The sequence below is a fragment of the Pseudoalteromonas sp. 68 DY56-GL68 genome, assembly GCF_041414825.1.
GTDB lineage: Bacteria > Pseudomonadota > Gammaproteobacteria > Enterobacterales > Alteromonadaceae > Pseudoalteromonas.
This window is the reverse complement of the sequence record NZ_JAOCZL010000006.1, coordinates 775,510-800,707: the sequence shown is the minus strand read 5'-3', so window position 1 is coordinate 800,707 and position 25,198 is coordinate 775,510. Positions and strand designations below refer to the sequence as shown.

Sequence of the window (25,198 nt, the reverse complement as noted above, 5' to 3'; positions counted from 1 at the left end):
ATTTGACAATTTGCTACCGGTAGTCAAAACTGGCCCTTAACAAATAAGTAATACAATTAACGTTTGTTTATAGCTTTCCATTAAAAACTCACAAAATTTTTTAAATGGATACGCAGGTCATAGCTTGGATTGCCGTGTACCTTAATGAAATATAAAGGATTATATAAGACAACATGAATACACAACTGAACACACAAAGAAGACACAACAATGCATAAAAATCTTCTGAGCACGCTATTTCTCTGCTGCTGTTTACTTTTTATCAGTGCTTGCAGTGACGACAACAAGGTTATTCGCTTAACAATGGCGCATACATTAGATAGCCGCCATGTTACTCATCAAGCCATGGAGTATATGGCAGAGCGTTTAGCTTATTACTCTGATAATCAGATGGAAATTGTTATTTATCCCGCAGCACAATTAGGCACGGAAAGAGAGTTAATAGAGCTATTACAAATCGGTAGTTTGTCGATGACAAAAGTATCGTCAAGCCCACTTGAAGGCTTTGTGCCTCAAATGAAAGTATTTGGGGTGCCTTATTTATTTAACGATAGTGAGCACTTTTGGAAAGTACTTAATAGTCAGCTTGGGCAAAAATTGCTTGATGGCCTAGCTGTAGCTCGCCTTAAAGGGCTTGGCTATTATGATGCGGGTAGTCGCAGTTTTTACACAACAGATGCTGCTATTAGAACGCCCGATGACTTAATTGGTAGCAAAATTAGAGTTGTAACTAGCCCAATGGCTATTGCTACAGTGCAGTCTTTAGGTGGCGCTGCCACTCCCATTGCGTGGGGTGAACTTTATTCTGCGCTGCAACAGGGTGTTGTCGATGGTGCAGAAAATAACCCGCCTAGCTATTACCTATCTCGTCATTATGAAATTGCGAAATACTACACTCTAGATGAACACACTTTTGTGCCTGACATCGTAGTTGCTAGTCAAAAGGTTTGGCAGCAATTAACGACTCAGCAGCAACACTGGCTGAAGTTAGCAATGCAAGATTCTGTTACCTATCAACGTAGTTTGTGGCAATCAGCATCTGAGCAGGCATTACAGGCCGTTGTTGATGCGGGTGTTGAGGTTATTTACCCAGATAAACAAGTGTTTCAAGAGAAAGTAGCCCCTTTTCATGCCTCATTCAAAGGCACGCCTATCGCCGCACAAATTGCGGCAATAAAAGCGATGCAGGAGGCGTTATGAAAGAGTTTAACGCGAAAATAAATCAGCTCATTGAATGGGTATTAATTGTTGCGATGTTTGCCATTGTTGCAGTCGTTAGTTGGCAGGTGTTCTCACGCTTTATTTTGCGATCTCCTAATTCTTACACTGAAGAACTTGCTCGCTTTTTACTTATGTGGATTGGCGTTTTAGGTGCTTCGTATGCCTATCGTACCCGAGCACACTTAGGGCTAGATCTTTTCTATCAAAAGATGATTCCAACGATACGTCGTAAATGTTCATTTTTAATTGAGTTTTCAGTACTGATTACCGCGCTCAGCCTATTAGTTTATGGAGGCGGTATGTTGATGAACTTAAGCTTTGCATTAGATCAACGTTCAGCAGCTCTTGGGATTAATATGGGTTTTATTTATGTTGCTTTGCCAATTAGCGGCGTACTTATCACACTTAATTGCATTGAAAATATCATTTATTTTTTTAGACAAACACAGGAGCAAGAATAATGGAAATGACAGCCATCTTGTTGCTTGTTTGCTTCTTCACACTACTGTTAATCAATGTTCCGATCTCAATTAGTATTGCTCTGTCGACCTTGTTAGCACTGGTTTTGCACATGGATTTTACCCCAGCGGCAACGACTATTGCGCAGCAAATGATAGGGGGAATAGATAGCTTTGCACTACTGGCCATTCCGTTTTTTATTTTATCGGGTCTGATCATGGGGCAGGGGGGCATAGCTAGGCGTTTAATTGAATCTGCTATGGCTATGGTCGGTTTTTTACCGGGCGGTCTAGCGCTGGTCAATGTGATGTCTTGTATGATGTTTGGCGCAATTTCTGGTTCTGCAGTAGCGGCCACATCGGCGATAGGCAGCTTTATGGTGCCAGAAATGAAAAAGCACGGTTATAGTGAAAACTTCGCCGCTGCGGTCACGGCCAGCGCAGCAACAACGGGTATGCTAATACCGCCAAGTAACATCTTAATCATTTATGCCATAGCAAGTGGTGGTGTGTCGATCGCGGCATTGTTTGTTGCCGGTTATTTACCAGGTATTTTACTGGGCTTAACACTGATGTTGGTCTGTGCCATCTATTCTTTAAAAAATAACTACCCCGTAGCAGCACGTTTACCACTTGCTTTAGTTTTAGAAAAAGTGATTGCAGCCATCCCTAGTTTGCTTCTCATAATAATCGTTATTGGCGGTATTATAGGGGGGGTATTTACAGCCACAGAGGCCGGTGCTGTCGCTGTACTATATGCACTGGTTTTAGCCGTTTTTGTGTATAAAGAATTATCGCTAGATGAGTTACCTAAACTACTGCTAAAAGCTTGTGAAACAACGGCAATCGTGATGCTCATTATTGCCGCTTCTAGTGCGATGTCGTGGGTTTTATCCTATTCACACATTCCGCAAATGGTGAGTCAATTTTTCTTAACCTTAAGTGATAACCCATTACTGATTTTGTTATTAATCAATCTCATTTTAATATTAGTGGGTGCTTTTATTGATATGACACCTGCTGTGCTTATATTTACTCCGATCTTTTTGCCCGTTGCAGCACAGTTTGGCATGTCGCCAGTACAATTTGGGGTAATGATAGTGCTTAATTTATCAATCGGTTTGGTATCGCCGCCGGTTGGTAGTGTATTGTTTGTCAGCTGCGCAGTAGCAAAAACTTCGCTTCATAAAATCATTAAGCCAATGATGCCTTTGTATTGTGTGATGTTTATGGTGCTTATGTTGGTGACCTATTTACCTGCCATAAGTGAGTTTTTACCTCGCTTACTAGGATTGATTGATTAATAAAAACAATTGCTTTGCTAGAGTTAACAGCTTTTATGGATAAAAGCTTGGTGCTACTATAGCTAAGTTAGTTATTTCGGAATCTTCTATGTCAGTGACAATTAATGATATTGCCCGCTTATCGGGGGTATCAAAACGTACCGTTTCGCGTGTAATAAATAGCTCACCCGCAGTAGGTGAAGCAACTCGTGAAAAAGTGCTTGAGATAATAAAGCAAACAGGCTTCTCGCCAGATAAGCAAGCCAGGGGGTTAGCCTCAAGCCGTTCGTATTTGTTAGGACTAATTTATGATAACCCTGATGCACTCTATATTGATGAAGTGCAACGAGGTGCATTAAGTGTTTGTGCTGAATTAGGCTACGAATTAGTGGTACACCCAGGTTCTGCAAAACGCGAAGATTTTGTTGATGACTGCCTGCGCTTTATTGCTCGTTCAAAATTAGATGGTGTAATTATTTTGCCTCCAGTATCAGAGAACAAAGAGCTTGCAGCAGCTTTAAGAGATGTTGATTGTCCTTACGTAAGGCTTGCATCAGTTGATTTGGATGACGCTGATAATATTGTTGTATCTGACGAACGTGCAGCAATGCGTGATATGGCTGCCCATTTAGTTGAATTAGGTCATCAGAACATTGGCTTTATTTCTGGCCCACAACATTATCGTTCATCAATAGAGCGTTTAGCTGGCTTTTTAGCTGAATTACAGGTTTATGATGTGAATTTACCTTCAGAATATATTGTTGAAGGCAAGAACAGTTACGACAGTGGCTTAGAATGCGCTAGGGAGTTGTTAAACAAACACCCTAGGCCTACAGCAATCGTTGCTAATAATGATGAAATGGCTGCTGCTGTGCTTCGCGTTGCTAACAACCAAGGCATAAAAGTGCCTGAACAGTTATCAGTCGCAGGGTTCGATGACAATATTCTTGCATCTCGGATCATTCCATCGCTGACCACGATACGTCGACCTGTATTTAATATGGCGTGCTTAGCCGTACAAAAGTTGATTAATCGTTCTCGTGGTAATCAAGACAAACTACCGATGCCAAAAACAGTAACGCCACATTTGGTGACACGCGAATCAACATCTCGAGTTCCTGAGTAAGCACGACATTATGGCAGTAATGCCGTGCTAGATTTTTATAAGTTATACGCCTTTTTAACCAACCCATAAGTTAGTTGATAAGCAAGCTCGTGGGCTGTTTCAATCGTTATTTGATGATTTGTAACAAGCTCTGCTAAGTAGCGGCAATCAACTCGACGTGCTACATCATGCCTTGCTGGAATCGATAGAAAAGCTCGCGTGTCATCATTAAAACCGACCGTATTATAGAAACCTGCGGTTTCAGTTGTTTGCTGACGAAAACGCAGCATACCTGCAGGGCTATCATGGAACCACCATGCTGGACCTAGCTTTAAACTAGGGTAGTGACCAGCAAGCGGTGCCAGCTCACGACTGTAAGTCGTTTCATCTAGGGTAAATAAAATGATTTTTAACTTTGGATGATTACCATATTTACTTAAAAGAGGCTTAAGCGCATTAACATACTCGGTTTGGCTTGGAATATCTGCGCCTTTATCACGGCCAAATTGATTGAAAATTGGCTGGTTATGATTACGATGTGCACCAGGGTGGATTTGCATAACAAGGCCATCTTCAATACTCATACCAGCTAGTTCTGTCAGCATTTGGCCGCGAAATAGCTCTTGTTCTTGTTCTGTTGCGTTACCTGTGCGGCATTTTTTAAATAATGCTTCACATTCAGATAGTGATAAATCAGCAGTAATCGCACTGGGGTGACCATGGTCGGTTGCAGTTGCTCGACCTTGTTTTTTAAAGTAAGCGCGACGAATTCGGATCGCTTCTAAATAACCTTGCCAAGTACTGGTATCTTGGTCTGTTAATTCGCCAAGCTTAGCGAGGTTATCAGTAAAGTCTTCTCGGCTCGCATCCACAACATCATCAGGCCTAAATGTGGTTATAACTCGTTTGGCCATGGCCGTTTCAGCCATCTCTTTATGGTGTTCAAGTGAATCTAATGCGCCTTCAGTTGTTGCTATGAGCTCTATATTAAAGCGATCCATTAATGCTTGTGGTTTATAGGCATCTGTTGCAAGTTCAGTGGTGATTTTATCGTAGTATTGCTGAGCGTTTTCAGAGTTAAGTTTTTCTTTAAAACCAAACACATCAAAAAACACAGCATCTAACCAGTAGCCACTTGGGGTGCCTGCAAATAGGTAATAGTTATCAGCAAAAATCTGCCAAGCTTTTTTTGGATCTGCATTCTTTGATCGTGTTAAATCACCATCGATGCCATGCTCAGGAATGCCAAGCTCAGTTAAATCGATACCTTGGCTGTAAAGCATTCTAAATACATAATGATCAGGCTTTATGAATAGTTCAGTGGCGTTACCAAAGTTAGGGTTTTTATTAAACCACTTAGGGTCTGTGTGGCCATGTGGGCTGACTATAGGAAGATCTTTTATTTCTTCATAAAGCTCTCGGGCAACACTAACTATTGCCGGGTCACTCGAAAATAGCCTGTCAGGATGAAGCGAAAGCGGCTGTGATTTAATTGACATAAGGTTCCTCAAAATCTTGCGTTGCCAGCGGTGGCAAAAAACTTAAATGTGTAATGACTAAACTTAATTAGCATTAAGTAAATTAGGCACTTTACTTGTTCTTTGATGGCCTAAGACTGTTATTTATGCAAACAACTTTAGCAAAAATTGCCACCGGTGGCAATGCTGTTGCGCGTAGATAGGCTTAGTGTTTTTGAAATGAAAAAAGCACCGACCTTGAAGGTACAGTGCTTTACTTTCTAACTTGATGGGGAAATCAAATAAACCTTCCTTGGTTTTGCTAAACTTAGAAGCTATAGCGGAATCCTAAGCCGAATGTCCGGCTATAAATAGACGCTGAGTCGTTTAGAACGGTTGGTAGTTCGTAGTATTGACGATAAACCTCATCTGTTAGGTTTGTTGCATCAAATGTCACAACCAAGTCTTCAGTGACATCGTAGCTGACTTGGAAGTCTAAACTTTGTTCAGGTTTACGATAAACGCCTCGTGGATGCGCGAAACGACCTGAGCCATAGCGATTTAAGAATGAGTCACGCCAAACGTAAGAGAGGCGAGTGCTGAAATTTTCTCGTTCATAAATTAATACACCACTATAAGAGGTGTCTGACACACCAAATACACTTCTATTCGTGTACCCAGTTAACTCGCCTTCATCGCTGAAGATTGGAATGTCTTGATCTGAATCTAAGAAGGTACCACTTGCCTGAACGCCAATACCATCTAACCATTGCGGTACAGATTCAGGGAAGTAAATAAGGCCCACTTCAACCCCTTTTAGAGTACCATTTGAGGTGTTGCCAGGCTGCGAAAGTATATAATCTTCCATCTCACCCGTTTCAGGGTTTGGGAATTGAGCTTGACGCAGCGAATCAAAAACAAATCCTTCTATATCTCGGTAAGAATAAGTCGCGTAGGCTGAGCTACCCTCGTTAAAGTAATACTCAAGAGAAAGATCATAGTTGGTTGATTCTACTGGGCGTAGACTCTGGTTACCACCATTTGCATTACCATAGCCAACATTTGTGGTATCTGGGTTAAGGTTGATAAAGCTATTTAATTGACCAAACTCAGGGCGACGTAAAGTCTGCGTATACGCGAATCGGGTAATTAAATCATCGCTCAAATGATAGCGTAGCGTTAAGTTAGGTAAGAACTTTGCGCTGCTATTTCGACCTGTACTTTGTACTATACCACCCACTTCTGCATCCCAATGGTAAAAGTCCATATCAGCACCTGCATAGGTATAGCGAAGACCAATATCACCATCTAATGGTTTACCAAACAATTGTGTTTCAAATTGACTTTGTATGTAAGCTGCCCACGAGGTTTGATCGATATCGAAATTCTTTTGTAGCGTCATTCGGCGTTCACCATCGGCGCTATCATAGAAGTTAAAGGTATCACGATACTCTGCACGGTTTTGCCATAAGTTTTTGGCATTAAATGCAACCCATGATCTCGGTAAGTCACTTTTCCCGTCAAAGAAGTTACTATTTGCATAGTGCATGCTTGAATCAAGGGACGCCAGTGGAATCGCATTGAAGCGATTTGAATCACGGCTGCTGCTATCAGCCGTGCGTTTATCATAACGTACGCCTGCTTTAGCTTTAGTAAAGATACCCCAGTCAACATAGAAGTCGAGGTCGAGTGTGAATGTTAAACCATCACCATTATCTTCACCGCCATTATCAAACATGGTACTGGTAGTCCATAAACTTGGGTCGGTTAAATCAAGTGGAGTACCAAACTCTTCATCGTAAACAGTCCATGCCATGATGCCGTCTTCATGATTGAAGTCTGCCATGACAAATGGAAAACGAGTATTTGCCTGCATAGCAACAAACTCACGTTCATATTTACTTGTTTGGTAGACCAGTTCAGATTTTAACGTTACATCTTCAGTGAGGGCCCATTTTCCACCCAGTGCAAACATATAACTATCTGTCTTACTTTCAGAGTAGTCACCACTAGTAAATGCACCTGAGTCACCCCAAGCACGAGACTTGATGACATTTGTGCCTTCAAACAAGACTGGTTGAGTCACTGTTTCTACACGTGAAGAATCTGCGTAAGAGAATAGCAGGTGGTTATTACTTTCGTTGCGGTAACCATTATAAAAGGCTTCAAATATATATTCAGATGTATCATTTGGTGCCCATTGAAATGATAGGTTTACTGCTGGGCGTTCACGTTTGCCTGTTAAGTCTGACTGATTTAATGCATCACGACTCAGATAATACTCAACCTCGCTGTCAGTTGCAGGGTCATACATAGTTGCCCCAGGCGTTCTATCCATACCGTGTTCGAGGCCTGTTGGCCATGGGTAAATACGGTTTAAGTTATCAGCTCTAAATGGCACAAAACCACCTGGTGCACTGTTTTCATCTCGATAGCTGGTGCTAGCAAATGAAAGGTTAATTAATGCGCCGAGATCACCAATTGATGATTCCCAACGATTGCTGGCAAGTACACTCACTATTGGATCTGTTTCTTCAGATTGATCTTGATAAACCCCCCGAGCATTGATCACAAACTTTGAGCCTTCAAAGTTAAATGGACGCTGGGTGCGAACATTAAGTTGACCTGCTATACCGCTTGCCAATTGGCTAGCATTGCGTGTTTTGTAAACTTCTACACTTTCAAGTAATGCTGCAGGTATATCTGCAACAGCAAGTTGACGCCCTGCTGCGGTGAACATTTCGCGGCCATTTATTGTTGTTGTAACATCGGTTAAGCCACGGATTGTAACAGTATTTACTTCACCCGATGCGCGGTCTGTTACCTGTACACCTGTTACACGTTGTAGCGCCTCAACAAGGTTATTATCAGGAAACTTACCAATATCTTCGGCAACAATCGCATCAACAACCTGAATTGATTGGCGTTTGATATTAACGGCTTTATTTAAGCTACTTCGGATCCCAACAACTTCAATTATTTCTAGGGAATCATTGTTGTCATTTGCTTGAGCGTTTTGTGTTTGTTCTGCAGCCACATCTGCTGCGTAAACACATTGCCCAAAAAGGGCCATACAAATTGTGCTGGCTAATGTCGTTTTCTTAAACATTTAAAATAACCTCCAAAATTATTTTAATGCGAACCAATAACAGGAGCTATTTGATTCAGTGTTAAATCAGCATCATTAGAAAAACTCTAATGCTCGACAAGGTGCTGATATCGTGTGTCTTTTTATTAAGTGTATTTTTCTTGCGGCCCTGCCACCGGTGGCATTTTTGGCCGAATAGTTGCACCGCAAGTAAGCATGCCAGGCTTGTTGTGTTGTCTTCATCCCCCTAATCACGCTCCTAAATTTTATAACACAGAAAATTTAGTTGTTTAAGTATTATTATATTCTTTTTAATGATTTGTTACTTGTTTCTGTTTGTTTTTGAAATAAGTTGTTTTTTATCAGTAGGTTAAATTTTTAATAAATTTTAAAATAAAGAGTTTAAATGTGTAGTTACATAGCGGTTTGTATTATTTTCTGCTTCAGAAAGAGAGGGTTCAGTTGTAGTGCAAGGTTTGATTTCTTTTTGGTGCAAGACAAAAACAAATAACTTTATTGCTAATTTATTTATTAAAATTAATGCATTAGGTCGTTTTATAGCGTCAAATATGATGAGTAGAACACGCGAACAAGGTGGATAAAACCTCAAAATGCTACCGGTGGCAATTGTATTATGATATGTATATATTTAATGGTAATATTAGCTTGTGTAGACTAAAAATTTTCTAAAAACATTATAATTTCAACAGTTAGAGGAACACATATGAGGAAGGATTATTTTGGCCGGCTTGAAAAAAAGCTAAGGTTAATAAGCAAACCAGCATGGTTTGAAACCAGTATATTAAGAAATGCGTTTATCGCTTGCTTGAGCGTCTTGGTTGTAGCCTGTAATAGTCAGCAAAGTGTTGACATTCAGCCTAATGATGAAGCTAAAACAGACATCATGATGTTAAGTGGCACCGGCAGTGATGATGCGGTGAAATGGGACTTTTACTGTAGTGAAGGGCAAAACTGTGGTCAATGGAGCAAAATAGATGTTCCTTCTAACTGGGAGCAACAAGGCTTCGGTAACTATGATTACGGCTACATCCCAGATAAACATAGCGAACAAGGTATTTATCGTCGAGATTTTACTTTACCTGCTGATTGGTCTGGTCGCAAAATTGAAATTGTTTTTGATGGTGTGATGACAGATGCCACTGTGTTTGTAAACCAACAACAAGTGGGGCCAACGCACCAAGGTGGTTTTTATCGATTCAGCTATGATATTACCCCTTATTTAAAAAGCGGTGAAGCTAATGAGCTAAAGGTTGTGGTAGATAAAGTGTCGGCTAACAAAAGTATTGAAGCAGCAGAGCGCGCTGCAGACTACTGGGTGTTCGGTGGTATCTATCGTCAAGTCTTTTTACAATCTTTGCCACAATCTCATATTGATTGGGTTTCATTAGATGCAAAAGCGTCTGGTGAATTTAAAATGGATGTTTATCTTGAAGGACTAGATAAATCAAATGCTTCTGCCATTGAAGCACAAATTTTAGATTTAGATGGCAACCCAGTAAGTGAAACGTTTAATGCCACACTTAATGGTAACAAAGTGCACTTAGCCACTAATGTTGACTCTCCTGAGCTTTGGAGCGCCGAGACGCCTAATTTATATCAAGTACGTATTGATTTAAAAGAAGGCTCTAAAACTTTACATAGTTTTGATAAAACCTTTGGCTTTAGAACGTTTGAATTACGTCCACATGACGGCTTATATTTAAATGGCGAAAAAATTATCTTAAAAGGGGTTAACCGTCACAGCTTTCGTCCAGCAACGGGACGTACTATGACTAAACAAGCCAGCATCGATGACATTAAGACGATGAAAAGTATGAACATGAATGCTGTTAGAATGTCGCATTACCCACCCGATGTGCATTTTTTAGAAGCGGCGGACCGTCTTGGTATTTATGTTATTAATGAGTTAGGCACATGGCAAAAGCCTGTTATTGATACGCCATCAGCAAGACGCTTAGTTGCACAGCTTGTTAAACGCGACCAAGCACACCCAAGTATTTTATTCTGGGCGAACGGTAATGAAGGCGGTTTTAACACCGATGTTGATGATGATTATCACCTTTATGACATTCAAAATCGTCCAATTCTTCATCCTTGGGAGTTGTTTCGTAATATCGATACAGATCATTATCCAACTTACTCCGAGCTGGTAGCCAAAAAAGCCCGTAATGAAGTATTTTTCCCAACCGAGTTCTTACATGGCTTGTATGATGGTGGCCATGGTGCAGGTTTGAGAGATTTTTGGGATTTCATGATGTCGACTCCTGTCGGTGCCGGTGGCTTCCTATGGGTGTTTGCTGATGAAGGTGTTGAGCGTACAGATCAAAATGGCCGCGTTGATACCGATTTCAACCATGCACCAGATGGAATTGTTGGCCCTTATGGTGAAAAAGAAGCGAGCTTTTTTACAATTAAAGAGATTTGGTCACCAATTCAAGTTGAAAACTTAAAGAATGGCCAGTTACTTGCCGACTCTTTTAACGGCCAGCTGCAAGTTAAAAATCTCTATGACTTTGTTGATTTATCAACTATGTCGCTCGAATGGCGTTTATATCAGCCAGTGACTGCGTTTTCTGATAAAAAGCAACTTGTTGCGAGCAATAAAGCTACATTACCTGCAATTAAGCCAGACTCGACAGGAACAGTGCAATTGAACTTACCTGACAATTGGTTGCAAAATGGTTGGTTAGAGGTTGAATTTTTTGACCAGCAGCAGAATTCAATTTGGACAGATGCTTGGCCTATTCAAAGTGCAGCTAAGCTTGCACAATTAACTCAAGAGCAATTTGAAAATCAGACATCAGCGACTAAACCAGCTCAAATTGTTAGTCAAAACGAATCTGAGTTAGCGGTTAAGGCTGCTGATAGAACAATTATTTTTGATGCGACAACAGGTCTATTAAAGTCATACAGTAAGCAAGGTCAAACTGCAGCGTTGACAAATGGTCCTAAGCTACTTCGTTCTGATAACTCACTAAATAAAGGTGTTTATAATGGTATTGGTTCATGGCTAACTCATGATCCAAATGCTGAGAAAGAAGCGCAACAAGATAAAAAACCGACAGAATTAAAGTCTGAAATGATTGCTAATGATTTAGTGATTGAAGTGATGAACCCGCCAGCAGGTATCACTAAACTAACTTGGACAGTTCACCCAGAGGGCCATTTATCAATGGATGTTGATTATTGGCTTGACGGTGAATACATCCTTCATGGTGTTGGCTTTAGTTATCCGAAAAAAGCAATCGAGCATAAACGCTGGTTAGGTGATGGCCCTTACCGTGTATGGGCTAACCGCTTAGAGGGCGTAAACTACTCTGTGTGGGAAAATGATTATAATGATGGGGTTGCTGGCGAACGTTGGGAATTACCAGAGTTTAAAGGGTATTTCTCTGATATTCAGTGGCTTACATTAAGTTCACAGCAAAGTGAAATCACTTTTTCTACTGCAACTCCGGATCTATATGCGCGAGTTATGCAGCCTGATGATGGTGAGCGACCTGACAATACATTAGCACTTAAGTATGATGAAGAAATTAGCTTCTTACACAGAATTAGTGCAATAGGCTCCAAGTTTCATGCTCCTCATCACTTAGGTCCACAAGGCCGACCTGTTGCAGAACGAGGTATTAACAATATTAAATTGACGATCTATTAAAAATGATACGCTAGCTTAATTAGGGGGCGCTACAGTGTAAATGTAGCGCTTTTTTATGAATTAATAAGCAATTAGATTGTTCTGCTATTGTGCCTTCCCCATAATAAGTGCGGTAAACAGGCCTATAACGAGAAAGCTTGCAATAGAAATAAAAATACCACCAATAGCACCATAAAGTATTATGAGTGGAATATTTGCACCTCCAAACAGGCAAAGCGCAATATAACTGTGAGATTTTTTTGTATTTCTAAGTAATAAGCTACTAGTGATAAGTAGCATTATCGCAATCAACAAATAAATAACGTTCATACTACAACTCCCTGTTGAGCCATTTTTTTAGTGGCTAATCGAGCCGATAACTTACTTATTGCACAGTAAATGACTACACTGCCAATAACAAAAAAGCTGATATCAACAACGCTAATTAAAAGGTTATTTGCAGTGAATGCATGGCTTGACGAAAACAATAAATTTAATGGCAAAATTGCACAACATGCTAGGCCAATAGTGAGTAGTGTCAGCTGTAAAAAGCGATGGTAGTTTAGTGGTATAAAAGCAATTAAACACCAAGCTAACCAGCCATAAAAGAACAGTGGTGCAAAGTAATTATTGTGTAATGCGCTATCAACGAAGTTATTCAGTATTACTTGAGTAGGAAATAAGATTGCGCAAGCGGCAACAAGGCCACCACAAGTACCAATAATAATTCTATTCCAGCGCTGGTATGCTTGTTGACTTAATGTTGGGTTATTGCCTCTACTGCGTTTAGATAACCACATCATCATGCCTGACAGGGGTAAAAGTGCGGTTGTAAGTCCCAAGAACACCCATATTAGTTTTACAAATAGCCCTGCAAAATTGCCAAAATGCAATGGGAATAACAGCTCTAATACCTTTATTGATGCTCCAGGTATATCGCCAAAACTGCTCATTGATTTTACAAATTCGCCTGAGCCATGGTACTTCAACAGTTGTGAAGCCACTTGCTCACCACCAATTAGTCGCATGTAGACTTCTGCATTTGCATCGTTGTGTGCCATGATTGTTAAATCGACGATTTTAGCTTTTGGATAACGAGTTTGTGCATCATGCAAAATGGTATTGATATCGGTGGCTTGAAATTGCTCACTTATGGCAGGTTCTGGTATGGCGGTGAATTTTTCTATTAACTTATCTTGATCGCCGCCAAAGCTGACAAATGCCGCAGCAGGTAGCAAAATAACAGTTGCGAGACCTAAAAAAGCACCTGTAAAACCAATGACAGCATGGAATAAGCTGCCCCAAATCCCCATAATTTTATGGCCATCGTTAATAATGACATCAAGCGGTTTTTTGCGTCTAAACGTGAATAGCTCTTTAAAGAATTGTCTATGTATAAATAAACCTGTCACTGTAGAAACAAGTAATGTTAACCCTAAGAATCCAGTTAAAATTAGGCCAATAGGTCTACCTAAGTGCAGGTCAGCGTGAAAATGCCCGATAAATGAAGGAGCATCAGTTTTTCTGTGTTCGTAAAAGTAACTCGTTGCTCCATAATATTCATTCACTAATTGATAATTACGTGGATCAAACTGATAAGCATAAGCAGCGGCTTCACTGTAGTTTTCATCGCCATGGTGTGATTCAAACAATACAGTCAGTAAATGTGTATTGTGCCCCGTTGGTAAATACACATGAATATTTTCACCAAACTCTTTTGGTACGGCTTTATGGTATGTATTAATTATTTCTGTAATTTTTTCGCTAGGAAGGGCATTGAGTTGATGCAGCTCTGGATTTGCCCAAATCTTTAGTTCCGGGCGGCTTAACACAGCTAAAGCACCAGTAAAACAAACAATAAACAGCAAGATGGCTGTCACTATACCGACCCAACTATGCATTAAGAAAAGTTTTTTCAAGCTGATTGATTTCATGACAGCCCCCCTGAGACAGCGAAATAGCTTAAAGCACCATGGCTGAGTAATATGAGCAGCATGAGTAGAAAAGGGTGCCAAGCTTTAATAGCCATGTAAGCGTAAATAAATAACCCTGCCCAAATTAGCGGAAACAGCATAATAGGAATAAGGATTTGCTCTTCAAGTGCAAAAGGGAGGTAGGTTGTCATCCCTGGGATCATTACAATTGCTGTGAGTAGTGCGAGTAAGCAGGCCATAAAATGGCGGAACTTAGTTGCAGTAAATGTGTGGTTTTTTGTCATTATTGTGCCCCAAAAAAAGGCGGCCGTAGCCGCCGCATTTAATTAAAAACTTACTTCGAAACGAATACTCGCTGTTCTAGGTGAGGTAAGAGTTTGATTACCAAGCCCTGCTGGTTTTAAAAGCACAGACTTTTCATCAAGTAAGTTTTCTATAAGTGCATAAATGCCGTAGTTATCCCATTGGTAGCCAACACGTGTATTGACTAACCAATAAGCGTCATTACGTGGATCGATAACGCTGCCATCACTTGTTTCTTTTGGGATAGATAAACGTTGTGAAGTTCCTGTATAGCTGGCATTGATATTTGCAACGAAACCCTGTTCATTAAAGTAATCTAAACCAAAAAGTGCAGTCCACTCAGGTGCCCCTGCGAAAGGACGGCCTTGATAATCTTCGTCTGACCCATTCACGTCAGTGATAAATTCATCAATTTTAGTTTTTGAATAACCTAACCCGCCGTAAAGATTAAGGTTATTCGTTAACTCATAACTAATTTCTGTCTCAAAGCCTTGCACATGTGATTTACCAACATTGCGAGTTTCTCTGTCATATTGATTGCCAGATAAAAACACAGCAATTTGTTGATCTGTCCAATCTAAGTAAAACGCATTGGCGTTGATTACCAGCTTTTCATCAAGCCAAACAGAGCGAAATGCTAATTCGTAGTTCCATGTATATTCAGGATCAAAAGTGAACGGCGTCGCTTTTGCCACGTTAGTACCAACACCGCCTGAGCGGTAGCCTTTTTGTACAGTGAAGCTAGTTGAAACATCTTGATTGAAGCGGTATGTTGCGCCCAGTTTTGGTAGCCATGAGTCAAAATCAGCATCTTCTACAGGTTCATCCCCTGATGCGCCATCCGCCATTGCAAAAAGCTGTTGATTAATACCTGCAATTAGTTGCGCAAGCATTGGGTTACTCGCAAAATCCTCAGGATTAGGTAAAGCGTTTTGGGTTTGCTCTGTGATGTAAATATCAGCAATGGTTCCGTTGGCTTGTTCTTCTTTATCGTAGCGAAGACCAGCAAAAACATCCCATTGCTCATTAATTTCATAGGTAAAATCGGCGAATAAAGCTTTTGTTTTTACTTTTTGAATGTAATCAGAATTTTGACCTATAAAGACAGGATCTGCACCAGCGTAAAACTGTAAGACTTGCGATGCTAATGCATCTGGTAGGCCTAAACCTCCAAATTCAGTGGGTGCTGTTAAGAGCGAGCGCACACCTAAATCCGCGAATGTAATACCGCGCTCACCACCACTGCTATCAAATACATCAAGATCAGAGTAATAAAAGCCGATTAATCCCGAAAGTCTGTCGCCGTCGTAGGTCAGTCGAAACTCTTGTGTGCTTGTTTCATCTGTTCGCACATCTGTTAGGGTCGATTGTGGCGGATTCATACTGGCATCACCATCCCACTCATAACCATACTTGGCGTCAGAATAAGTGGTGATTGATGAAAATGACCATTGATCATTAATGTCATAGTCGAGATTTAGGATATATAAATCGGTATCAACCCATTCATACGTTGGAGAATCGAGATACACATAACGGTCGTCATAAATATCGTTAATAGGAAAGTCCTCATGACCACTTTCAACCATGACCCAATCAATTCCTTTCTCATTTTCACCGTGCATAAAGCTTAACTGGGCTTCGAATTCAGGCAATGCTGAAGGGGTATAGCGTAATTTTGCACGATAAAATTCGTTGTTATCAAAGTCAGACTCTTCACCTGTTGCTACGTTTGTGTTGTAACCATCAAAGTCACGTTTTTCGCCACTTACACGAAATGCTAATTCGTCCTCGATAAGGCTCCCACCAAACGCAACGGCGGCTTCTTGTGTGCCATATTCGCCAACACCAATACGTCCTTTAAAGTCGTATTCGTGCATGGCATCACGGGTTTTCATTACCACCGCACCTGCCAGTGAATTTCGTCCTTGAAGCGTTGATTGTGGGCCGCGCAAAATTTCGACTTGGCTAATATCCCAAGTCGAAAATCCACCTTGTTGCATCATACGATAAGGTACGGGAGCACCATCAACATACACACTCGCTAAGCCACCAGAGCCACCGCCAGTAACATTAAATGCGTCAATACCACGAATATTGAAACCTGCACCGTCCATTCCTGAGGCATTTGGTGTGCGAGCAAGCACATCGTAAAAGTCGTTTAGGTTTTCACGTTCTATAGTTTGGCTTGTAATAACGGCTACACTTGCTGGGGTTTCTTGTAATGTACGATCTATTTTTTGTCCTTTAACGACAATTTTTTCTATATCAGCTTCATCAGCAAGCACGGTATGAGAAAGAAGTGAGACACTTAAAAAACTTGTTATAGCAGCAGCTAACTTTGTTTTTCTTAGAATAAGCATTGTAGGTTCCATTTATACTGTAATAAGAATTATTATCATTGTACCAATGAGACTTATTATTAACAATTGTTAAATAGAGTAAAAACTAAAATATCTTAAAGGGGAGATTAATGTGAACAAAAAAGACGCTCTTGAGCGCCTTAATTCAATAATTTACTTATGATTGAAGTTAATTTTTAGTATCACTGTGAGACATTGAACTGCCCACTGATGCTGTTATTACAAGTAAAATAGCAAGCCATTGCCATATGCTTAAAAATTCACTTAAGATTATAAATCCGGCGAGTGCCGCTATGGCAGGCTCTAAACTCATCATAATACTAAAGCCTTGGGCTGGCATATTTCTCAGTGCTACCATCTCAAGGGTATAGGGCAATGCGCTCGACATAACGGCAACTAAAATCCCCAATGGCAGAACTTCCCAGCTTAATAAGGCCATCCCTTGTGACGCTGCACCATAAGGGACTAACACAATAGCAGCAACACTCATACCCATTGCTACAGTCATACCGCCAGAGCCTTGGTTACCGGTCTTTTTGCCAAACAAAATATAAAATGCCCAACAAGCACCGGCAGCTAATGCCAATATAACACCTACCGGATCTAAACTGTCTTCGCCTTTCATATCGGGTAGTAACAAAATAATGCCAGCAATCGCACAGGCAACCCAGAAAAGGTCGCGCTTTTTGCGTGATGAAAGTAGGGCAACTGCAAGTGGGCCAGTAAACTCCAGCGCGACACCAATACCCAAAGGAATACGCTCTATGGCGTAATAAAACAGAATATTCATACCGCCTAAGCTCAGCCCGTAAACAATGACTGGCATTCTTTGGCCAACAGGAGGAAAGGCACGCCAAGGTTTAAAAATTAAACATAAAATGGCGGCAGAAAAACCAAGGCGTAAAGCGGTTGTGCCCTCAGGGCCAATCAAAGGGAATAATTGCTTAGCAACAGAAGCGCCTGATTGAATTGTAACCATGGCTAGAAGAACGCAAATAACAGCAATTAGAAACGGTGGTATAGTGCGCGGCATCACTGTCCTTATGAAATTTTTAAGCTAGAATTTGCCGCGATTCTACTGATGTTTTTAGTTTTAAGAAATGTTTTTCGTTAAATGAATTCAGTTATTAGTAGTGTGAACAGGGTAGTAAATTCTTTTACTACCCCAGCTAAGTGCTAGCTTAAGCTTGGCTTAGTTTATTGAAGTTTGGCATGATCCTGTCAGGCTCTGCCTTGCGCTGATTTCGCTTAGCAAGTGCAAAGAAAATAATGCTGAAAATAATGGCGACAGCATCTACTAAATAACTTGAATACAGAGCAAAGCCATTATGGGTTGTCAGCAACTTTACAAAACTAGAAATAACCATGGTTGCGCATAAGGCTGCAAGTAAATATAAGCCCATTGCAGTTGCTCTGCTTGTACCTTTTAAAAAGGTGAATCCAACAAATGCAAAAAATACTGCGTAATAACATATTAATGCGCCGTAATTAGTATTGGCAACGATGCTGGGCAGCCATTTGGCGGTGATCAAGGTGCTTACGACAGCAAGCATCGAGCCTAAACACACACCAATCGTAAGCTTTGCCATGAATAAAGTACTGCGTTTAGTCGGGTCTTTTTTAAAACGTTTATCAATCCATAGTAAGTTACCAGAATAGAATAAAAATGCGCCCAGTAGGCCCATTATAAAGTAGCCCCAGCGTCCCCATTCACCACCGTAGGTGCCAAAGTGTAAAGAAAATATACTGGCGACCATATTGCCCCAAATACTTTCATCACCTTGCGGGTAGCTTGAGTTTACCACTTCTAAAGTATACGGATTCATAAACAAGTAATCAGTTTCTGGACCGCGCACGACGGCTTGTTTATTACTCATCATAAATACAGCTGATGGAGTGGCTGAATTTAGGTTGCTGTAGCGGACATGAATCGGGGTATAGCCTGGTGCATAGTTTTTGGCAGCCAAAATTTGCTCATTTATACGTGGTAAATCTTTAATATGATAGCTTTGTGCTGCTGGGGGAGTGCGTTCAAATAAAGGCTTATCGTCATAAAATTGAGCAAGACCACCATAAATAAAATCGTGAAAAGCAAACACCACAACAGTAAATGCAATCACTAAATGAAAAGGTAAGCTGGCAATGCCAATTAGATTATGGCTATCGAGCCAAAAGCGGCTTGGGCCTTTTTCTTTACGAAGCGCAAAAAATGTTTTCACTAGGGTCGGCAGTAAAATAATTACGCCAGAGACAAGCGCCAAAAAGTACAAGACAGAAGCGATGCCCAACACATAAACCCCTGACTGATCATGACCAATTTCGCCTGCAATGCCTGCAGTGCGATGTAAATAGTCCACTAAATCAGCGAGTTTGTTCTCTGTTTGTTGTTCTATTGTGAGCTGTCCCTTTGCGCTTAAATAAGCTGTTTGTAGCTCATTATCTAGGTGCATACCACGTGGGCCACCTTTTACATACCAAGAAAGTGGCGCATTTTCAGTATGTAAATCGAGACTAAATCCTTTTGCCAGTTGCGCTGGCTTTTCAGCTATTGCAGCATCAACTAAAGGTTGGTAATCATAGTTCTCAACCGTAACTTTAGAAGTTTGTAGGGGAGTTGCCCATTGTTGGATTTCATGTTTGAACATGGTTAAGCTGCCTGCATAAAAGCCAATAAATAGCACTAAACCGGCGATGATCCCTGTCCAAGTATGTACACCTTGGTAGGTACGTAAAATATCAGACCTTACTTTCATAGCCCACCTCTTAGCATAAAAAAGCCTATGTAAAGCAGTACAGTTAACCCACCTAAAAGTAGCCATGCCTGTTTTGCAGAATTAAATAAGTAAGTGAAACTAAAAATAGATAACCACAAGGGGGGAATCATCCACATGTTGAACTGTACTTTATCGCGCGCATCAATCCCACCTGGACCATACCACGCAAAAAAAGCGATAAGTATAAAAGCAAGCGCTAATCCTAGTAGTGCGCCTGCGAAGGTCTTACCTAGCCATGTCGGCTGATATTTTTGAGAGCGAGTCATGAATTATCCTTTTTATAGAACAAGCTTAGAAGTGGGATCAGCATCAACATCATCATCAGTGTAAAAATGACTAAAAACACAGTTGCGGAGTTTGAAAACTGTTGAGAGGTCAAAATAATAGCGGAGATTACTAAGCTCACAGCGACCCCTCGAAAACGTTTGTTCAAAGGTTTTATTAATAAGCGTTGCTGCTTTCGAGTGCAATAAAATATCCCCACCGCTAGTGCAAGCAGTAAGGTTGATAAAGTAAAAAACATAGGTAGTTAGTTGTAATTATTTTAATCTAATTCTAAATGATAACTAAACTCAATTGCAATAGGGTTTTTGTTGTGCTAGATTTTTTGCGCTTTTTCTATTAGCTCAAACATTCATAAATACTAATAATCTCTTTTTGGGGAAAGAAAATTGGCCACTGCATTTAAATTAAACTCACTATCAGCTGTGATTGCAGCTTCATTACTTGTTACTAATACAGCCGTATTAGCTGATGACGAAAGTAATCGAAAATCGATGGATACGATTGTTGTCACCGGTGAAAAAACTGAAAAATCATTGAAAGAAACCATGTCATCAGTTGCTGTTGTTGACACGTCATTAATTGAAAATGGTCAGCTTGCATCTATATCAGAAGCTCTTTCAGAGATGGCTAATGTGGTTGTGTTAACTGGCGCAGTACCGGATATGCGGGGTGTGTCTGGCAATGGTGGTGCAACAGGTTTTAACTCGTTTAGTGGTGGTTCGAAAGCGCGTGTCTCAACATTAATTGATGGAGTAAGCCAGCCCTTTGTTGCAGACCTTACGGGCGATACTGGTCTTTGGGATATGGAGCAGATCGAAGTATACCGAGGCCCGCAATCTACAAGCAACGGCCGAAATAGTATTGCTGGCGCGGTATACATGAAAACTAAAGCCCCAACGCAAGAATTTGAGGGAGCAGTGCGTGTTGGTTATCGTAATCAAGATAACTATTTTGATACGGCGGCGGTTATATCGGGGGCACTCGTTGAAGATGTGTTAGCATTTCGCTTATCAACACAATATATTGATGGCGAGACTTTCTCTAACCCACCAGTGTACGACACAAACCCAACAGATCAAGAACTAAACAAGCTGGATACTAGTAGCACCCGTGCCAAGCTCCTTTATACCCCATTCGAGGATTTATCTGTACAACTAACCTATTCAACATACAACGAAGAGGGTAACGCTGGACGTAAATACTTTGAAGCTGCTGAGCCAACCGATTATATACCGCTATTTCAACGTATTCTGGATACTGAATCAGATACAACACAGCTCAATGTTGACTACAAAATTAATGAAAACTTCTCGCTGGATGTGCTCGTTGCCTATATGGATTACAAATGGGCATTTGATGCCTATGAGCCGCAACAAAGTGCTGAATCAGATGTTTCGATGGATGAATCAAATGTAACCCTAGATACTAAATTAAACTTTGGCTTAAATAGTGATTTTTACTCAGGTTTTGTCGGGTTTGCTTATTTTGACCGTGATCAAGATTTTGAGAGTGTAGGGGCTACTTATTACTTCGGTGATGATAGCAGCAAATCAACGGCAATTTACGGTGAATCAAGCTTTAACTTGAATAGCCAACTTACTTTAACAGCAGGGCTGCGTATTGAGCGTGAAGAGCAAGTACGTAACTTCAATATGGCATTTCGCGGTGACATGCTTGTTGAGCAATTAGATGACTCGCATACTCTACGTTTACCTAAGCTTGCGCTGCAATACAAAATTACCGAAGAAACAACGTTATTTGCAAGTGCTCGCAGAGGTTACAACGCCGGTGGTGGCGCATTAGACTTTACTGCTGAAGATTACTACTACTACGATGAAGAGACGGTAAACACCTATGAAATCGGCTCCCGTAGTGTCTTAAATAATGGCGATCTAAATATTAGTGCTAATGTGTTTTATAACAACTTTAACGGTTATCAGGCACTGAGCGCAGCACGGAGAATTACTAATATTGAAGATGCACACAGCTACGGCTTAGAGCTTGAAGCATACAGTATGTTGGGCGACCAATGGCAATTACATGGTGGTTTAGGATTATTAAAAACTAAAATCGATGAATCGTCAGCATTTCCTGAAGCTGTGGATAATGACCTTAACTCAGCTCCTGAATTAACAGCAAGCTTAGGTTTATCGCATTGGTTTACAGATAGCCTAAAAGTTAATTTGAGCGCTAATTATGTTGATGAGTTTTATGGTGACTTAACAAACACAGAAGAGCGCGTTGCGGGCGATTATACCCTTACTCGTTTAACGATTACTTACGATACTGAGCAATGGTTGATTAGTGCATTTATTAATAATGCATTCGATGAGCAAGAGTACACAGCAAGAGAGCCTGCCAGTGGTCGTTACCCGCAAGGTTATGTGGGTGTTGTGAACCCACAAACTTTAGGGGCTTCAGTTACCTATAGATTTTAAATGGTATTAAACTAGTCACCCAGTCTCATTGGGTGGCTAGTTTAATTTGAAACGGTTTATTTGTGCATTTAAGCTACTGGCTAGCTTAGAAAGCTCACTTGATGAAACAGAAATTTTTTCAGTTTGCATTTGAGCTTCTTTACTTGTTTCTTGAACATCATTCAAACGCTGAGCAATATCTTCAGTGACTTGAGATTGCTGCTCAGAAGCCGACGCTATTGTTAAGTTTGCATCTGAAATTGAATGAGCTTGGGTACTTATTTCTTCTAGCATAAGCCCCACATTTTCAGAGTTAACAACAGCTTCTTTGATCTGTGAATCGCTTGAGCGTATGCGATTTGTTACGGCATTACTCGCGGCTTGCAGCGAATCAATTTTATCTTGAATCTCAAGCGTCGAGCTTTGAGTTCGGCTCGCCAGTGTGCGCACTTCATCAGCCACAACGGCAAAGCCTCTACCTTGTTCGCCGGCTCTAGCAGCTTCGATTGCAGCATTAAGGGCTAATAAATTAGTTTGTTCTGCAATGTTACTGATCACACTCAAAATAACGGTCACTTCTTTGACTGATGACTCTAAGTTATTGAGGTCATTCAATGATTGATTGAGTGTGGCGGCGACGGACTCTACAGATTTGATCCCTTTATCGACAATGGTTAAGCCTTCTTGCGTTTTGTTATTGGCAGCTGTTGCACTTTGCGCTGCTTCTGCACAGTTCTGCGATACTTCTTTCACAGCTGTGGAGTTTTCATAAACGGAGCTAGATATAACTTCGATAGCTTGGCTTTGTCTATCATTAAGTATTTTTGCTTGCTGAGATACGCTATCGAGGTTAGCTGCTGAAATCTGTGCTTGATCAGAAAGACTATTAATCTCTTTTAAAAGGCTTGAAAGTTTATCAACCATTAAGTTAAAGCTGGCAGCAAGCTTACCAATTTCGTCGTTACTGACATGGTCAATGTAGCGTGATAAATCGCCTTGTGAAATTCGGTTTGCTTCAGTAATCAGCCCTTGTGTTGCCTTAATTACTTTTTTCTCTAGTTGAATGTAGCAAAGTATTAAAGTGCATATAATTGCAATAACAAAAGCAATACTGATAATACTGAATGTTGAAACCTTATCATTGTTTTGTGTGACTTGTTCGGCACTTTTGCGCTCTATAGAAGACAAAAATTCACTAACAGGTTGCTGGATTTTGCCCACTTCAGTCATGTAATTTTCATCGGTAAGTAATACGATAGCGTCAATCCATTTTTCTCACTGATTACATGAGGATCTTGCCCTACAAGGTGATCTACTAGGGCGAATGCCTGCTCTTCTGTTTCGACTAATTTCAAGGAAAGCTCGTTTGACTCTGCGAGTAATGCTAAATCAGACTTATCGACATTATAGGCTTGTAGCCTTGCTAAATAGCTTTTCTTTTCGCCATTGAGCCAAGCAATATCTCCTTGGATTTGTCCAACTAGTTCAAAGTATTGTTGCTTATACTTGCTCTGTAGAGTAACAACATATTGCCTAGCAAGTTCTGTTAATTTGATAGAGTTAGACGACGATAATTTAGCGAGGTGACTCAATTCATATCGTTGTTGTGCAGCCTGTTGGCTGTCAGATAGACCTGATTTTAGCATTAGGATAATGATTAATAATCCAGCTGCTAGGGTAATCGTTGCTGCAAAGACAGCTCTTAATAAATACCTAATAGACAAAGGTAAACCCTCATTAATTTACAACAGTTATTATTAACCATAGTGCAAAAATAATGAGAGTAAATATAATCACGGCAAGAAAAAATAATTTCAAACTTAATGATTATTTAAGGCTGTAGAGTCTAAACGAAAGTTTAGCTATATTTATCAGCAGGGTAGACAACACCTAATTGAGTTCTTGCTTCATCAAGCACAGCCATAACCTGTTTTGATAAAGTATGTGTGTTGACACTTGACTCAATCTGCCCTGCTTTTACTGCATTAATAAAGTGGCTTACTTCGTGGCGCATAAAGTGCTCATCAAATGGCTCTGAGAGTTCCTCAACCGTGCCATCATTACCAATAAACTGCATACGTTTTAATAGTGATACTGCTTCGATACGAATACGGCCTTTTTCACCTTGAATTTCAGTAAAATTATCACCTTGCGAGATTTTAGAGTAGCTGATCACCGCTTGTTTATCGGCGTAATTCAATAACACATCGCCAGCGCCATCAACACCGGTTTCTAGTAACACACCGCTGGCTTTTACACTCTGAGGCGCGCCCCATAAAGCGAGTAAAATATAAAGCGGATAAATACCCAAATCGACTAATGCACCATTAGCAAATTCTGGCAAGAAAGTATTTGGCCGCTCACCATTTTTATATTTATCGTAACGTGATGAGTATTGACTATATTGACCAATATATTTACGCGGTGTGCCAATTTTTGTGAGGGCATTTTTTAAGCATGCAAAGTTTGGTAAATGCGTGGTCATCATCGCTTCCATGTATAGGCGTTGATGGGTTTTTGCCGCTTGAATGATTGCCGCAAGCTCTTTGCTATTAGCAGCCGAAGGCTTCTCACCTAAAACATGTTTACCGGCTTCTAAACACATGACAGCGCAGTTTTTGTGTAGGCTATTTGGTGTCGCAATGTAGACAGCATCGACTAATGGGTCTTGGCATACTTGTTCAATATTAGTGAACACTTTAGCGTCAGCCATGTCGTGCTTTGCAAGAAAAGCTTTGCCTGTTTGCTGCTCTCGAGAGCACACGCCATATAAGGAGAATTGTTCAATTTGTTTGGCTGCACTTAGTAGCGTGTCGCTTATAAAATTGGTACCGACAATCACAAAGTTCATG

Annotated in this window: 18 protein-coding genes; 6 read left to right on the top strand and 12 right to left on the bottom strand. The window is 40.6% G+C overall.

Features of this window, described 5'->3' with window-relative positions; all coding sequences use genetic code 11:
- Positions 1-210: 210 nt before the first annotated feature.
- The 4 genes from NYF15_RS04370 (at position 211) to NYF15_RS04355 (ending at position 4,088) form a co-directional block, all read left to right on the top strand.
- A complete protein-coding gene (locus tag NYF15_RS04370) occupies positions 211-1,200 on the top strand; it encodes a TRAP transporter substrate-binding protein (protein ID WP_371352906.1) in 990 nt (329 codons plus the stop codon).
- Positions 1,197-1,682, top strand: a complete 486-nt coding sequence (locus NYF15_RS04365) for a TRAP transporter small permease (protein WP_062565778.1) — start codon at positions 1,197-1,199, stop codon at positions 1,680-1,682. The genes NYF15_RS04370 and NYF15_RS04365 overlap by 4 nt, the downstream gene beginning before the upstream one ends.
- A complete protein-coding gene (locus NYF15_RS04360) occupies positions 1,682-2,983 on the top strand; it encodes a TRAP transporter large permease (protein ID WP_289097049.1) in 1,302 nt (433 codons plus the stop codon). Before NYF15_RS04365 ends, NYF15_RS04360 begins: the two co-directional genes overlap by 1 nt.
- 88 nt (positions 2,984-3,071) lie before the next feature.
- On the top strand, positions 3,072-4,088 hold the full coding sequence (locus NYF15_RS04355) for a LacI family DNA-binding transcriptional regulator (protein ID WP_371352905.1): 1,017 nt from the start codon (positions 3,072-3,074) through the stop codon (positions 4,086-4,088).
- 35 nt (positions 4,089-4,123) lie between these two features.
- Here NYF15_RS04355 and uxaC read toward each other — a convergent pair whose 3' ends face one another.
- On the bottom strand, positions 4,124-5,566 hold the full coding sequence (gene uxaC, locus NYF15_RS04350; protein WP_371352904.1) for a glucuronate isomerase: 1,443 nt from the start codon (positions 5,564-5,566) through the stop codon (positions 4,124-4,126).
- Positions 5,567-5,852: 286 nt separating this feature from the next.
- Complete coding sequence (locus NYF15_RS04345; protein ID WP_371352903.1) at positions 5,853-8,633, bottom strand: TonB-dependent receptor; 2,781 nt, start codon at positions 8,631-8,633, stop codon at positions 5,853-5,855.
- Between the two features lie 703 nt (positions 8,634-9,336).
- Here NYF15_RS04345 and NYF15_RS04340 point away from each other — a divergent pair.
- Positions 9,337-12,291 (top strand): glycoside hydrolase family 2 TIM barrel-domain containing protein, encoded by a 2,955-nt coding sequence (locus NYF15_RS04340; RefSeq protein ID WP_371352902.1) that lies wholly within the window; start codon positions 9,337-9,339, stop codon positions 12,289-12,291.
- 84 nt (positions 12,292-12,375) lie between these two features.
- Here the strand turns inward: NYF15_RS04340 and NYF15_RS04335 are convergent, their stop codons facing one another.
- The 7 genes from NYF15_RS04335 to NYF15_RS04305 form a co-directional block, all read right to left on the bottom strand.
- Positions 12,376-12,600, bottom strand: coding sequence for a hypothetical protein (locus NYF15_RS04335; protein WP_371352901.1), 225 nt, complete (start codon positions 12,598-12,600; stop codon positions 12,376-12,378).
- Positions 12,597-14,204 (bottom strand): PepSY-associated TM helix domain-containing protein, encoded by a 1,608-nt coding sequence (locus tag NYF15_RS04330; RefSeq protein ID WP_371352900.1) that lies wholly within the window; start codon positions 14,202-14,204, stop codon positions 12,597-12,599. Before NYF15_RS04330 ends, NYF15_RS04335 begins: the two co-directional genes overlap by 4 nt.
- Complete coding sequence (locus NYF15_RS04325; RefSeq protein WP_371352899.1) at positions 14,201-14,488, bottom strand: hypothetical protein; 288 nt, start codon at positions 14,486-14,488, stop codon at positions 14,201-14,203. The genes NYF15_RS04330 and NYF15_RS04325 overlap by 4 nt, the downstream gene beginning before the upstream one ends.
- Before the next feature lie 42 nt (positions 14,489-14,530).
- Positions 14,531-16,870: a TonB-dependent receptor gene (locus tag NYF15_RS04320; RefSeq protein WP_371352898.1), complete on the bottom strand. Its 2,340-nt coding sequence runs from the start codon at positions 16,868-16,870 to the stop codon at positions 14,531-14,533.
- Positions 16,871-17,039: 169 nt separating this feature from the next.
- A complete protein-coding gene (locus tag NYF15_RS04315) occupies positions 17,040-17,903 on the bottom strand; it encodes a DMT family transporter (RefSeq protein WP_237115373.1) in 864 nt (287 codons plus the stop codon).
- Between the two features lie 148 nt (positions 17,904-18,051).
- Positions 18,052-19,623 carry a PepSY-associated TM helix domain-containing protein gene (locus NYF15_RS04310; RefSeq protein WP_371352897.1) on the bottom strand — a complete coding sequence of 524 codons (1,572 nt, stop codon included), beginning with the start codon at positions 19,621-19,623 and terminating at the stop codon, positions 18,052-18,054.
- On the bottom strand, positions 19,620-19,910 hold the full coding sequence (locus NYF15_RS04305) for a hypothetical protein (protein WP_371352896.1): 291 nt from the start codon (positions 19,908-19,910) through the stop codon (positions 19,620-19,622). The genes NYF15_RS04310 and NYF15_RS04305 overlap by 4 nt, the downstream gene beginning before the upstream one ends.
- A gap of 405 nt (positions 19,911-20,315) precedes the next feature.
- Between NYF15_RS04305 and NYF15_RS04300 the strand changes: the two genes are divergently transcribed.
- Positions 20,316-22,367: a TonB-dependent receptor gene (locus tag NYF15_RS04300; protein ID WP_371352895.1), complete on the top strand. Its 2,052-nt coding sequence runs from the start codon at positions 20,316-20,318 to the stop codon at positions 22,365-22,367.
- Between the two features lie 36 nt (positions 22,368-22,403).
- Here NYF15_RS04300 and NYF15_RS04295 read toward each other — a convergent pair whose 3' ends face one another.
- The 3 genes from NYF15_RS04295 to NYF15_RS04285 form a co-directional block, all read right to left on the bottom strand.
- Positions 22,404-23,576 carry a methyl-accepting chemotaxis protein gene (locus NYF15_RS04295; RefSeq protein ID WP_371352894.1) on the bottom strand — a complete coding sequence of 391 codons (1,173 nt, stop codon included), beginning with the start codon at positions 23,574-23,576 and terminating at the stop codon, positions 22,404-22,406.
- On the bottom strand, positions 23,573-24,070 hold the full coding sequence (locus NYF15_RS04290) for a hypothetical protein (protein WP_371352893.1): 498 nt from the start codon (positions 24,068-24,070) through the stop codon (positions 23,573-23,575). The genes NYF15_RS04295 and NYF15_RS04290 overlap by 4 nt, the downstream gene beginning before the upstream one ends.
- Positions 24,071-24,204: 134 nt before the next feature.
- Positions 24,205-25,197: a Gfo/Idh/MocA family protein gene (locus NYF15_RS04285; RefSeq protein WP_371352892.1), complete on the bottom strand. Its 993-nt coding sequence runs from the start codon at positions 25,195-25,197 to the stop codon at positions 24,205-24,207.
- Between the last annotated feature and the right edge of the window lies 1 nt (position 25,198).

Coding starts and splice junctions, on each gene's coding strand:
- NYF15_RS04365 (WP_062565778.1), top strand. CDS start 1,197: ATGAAAGAGTTTAACGCGAAAATAAATCAGCTCATTGAATGGGTATTA.
- NYF15_RS04325 (WP_371352899.1), bottom strand. CDS start 14,488: ATGACAAAAAACCACACATTTACTGCAACTAAGTTCCGCCATTTTATG.
- NYF15_RS04330 (WP_371352900.1), bottom strand. CDS start 14,204: ATGAAATCAATCAGCTTGAAAAAACTTTTCTTAATGCATAGTTGGGTC.
- NYF15_RS04345 (WP_371352903.1), bottom strand. CDS start 8,633: ATGTTTAAGAAAACGACATTAGCCAGCACAATTTGTATGGCCCTTTTT.
- NYF15_RS04315 (WP_237115373.1), bottom strand. CDS start 17,903: ATGCCGCGCACTATACCACCGTTTCTAATTGCTGTTATTTGCGTTCTT.
- NYF15_RS04320 (WP_371352898.1), bottom strand. CDS start 16,870: ATGCTTATTCTAAGAAAAACAAAGTTAGCTGCTGCTATAACAAGTTTT.
- uxaC (WP_371352904.1), bottom strand. CDS start 5,566: ATGTCAATTAAATCACAGCCGCTTTCGCTTCATCCTGACAGGCTATTT.
- NYF15_RS04360 (WP_289097049.1), top strand. CDS start 1,682: ATGGAAATGACAGCCATCTTGTTGCTTGTTTGCTTCTTCACACTACTG.
- NYF15_RS04355 (WP_371352905.1), top strand. CDS start 3,072: ATGTCAGTGACAATTAATGATATTGCCCGCTTATCGGGGGTATCAAAA.
- NYF15_RS04295 (WP_371352894.1), bottom strand. CDS start 23,576: ATGACTGAAGTGGGCAAAATCCAGCAACCTGTTAGTGAATTTTTGTCT.
- NYF15_RS04310 (WP_371352897.1), bottom strand. CDS start 19,623: ATGAAAGTAAGGTCTGATATTTTACGTACCTACCAAGGTGTACATACT.
- NYF15_RS04285 (WP_371352892.1), bottom strand. CDS start 25,197: ATGAACTTTGTGATTGTCGGTACCAATTTTATAAGCGACACGCTACTA.
- NYF15_RS04305 (WP_371352896.1), bottom strand. CDS start 19,910: ATGACTCGCTCTCAAAAATATCAGCCGACATGGCTAGGTAAGACCTTC.
- NYF15_RS04370 (WP_371352906.1), top strand. CDS start 211: ATGCATAAAAATCTTCTGAGCACGCTATTTCTCTGCTGCTGTTTACTT.
- NYF15_RS04335 (WP_371352901.1), bottom strand. CDS start 12,600: ATGAACGTTATTTATTTGTTGATTGCGATAATGCTACTTATCACTAGT.
- NYF15_RS04340 (WP_371352902.1), top strand. CDS start 9,337: ATGAGGAAGGATTATTTTGGCCGGCTTGAAAAAAAGCTAAGGTTAATA.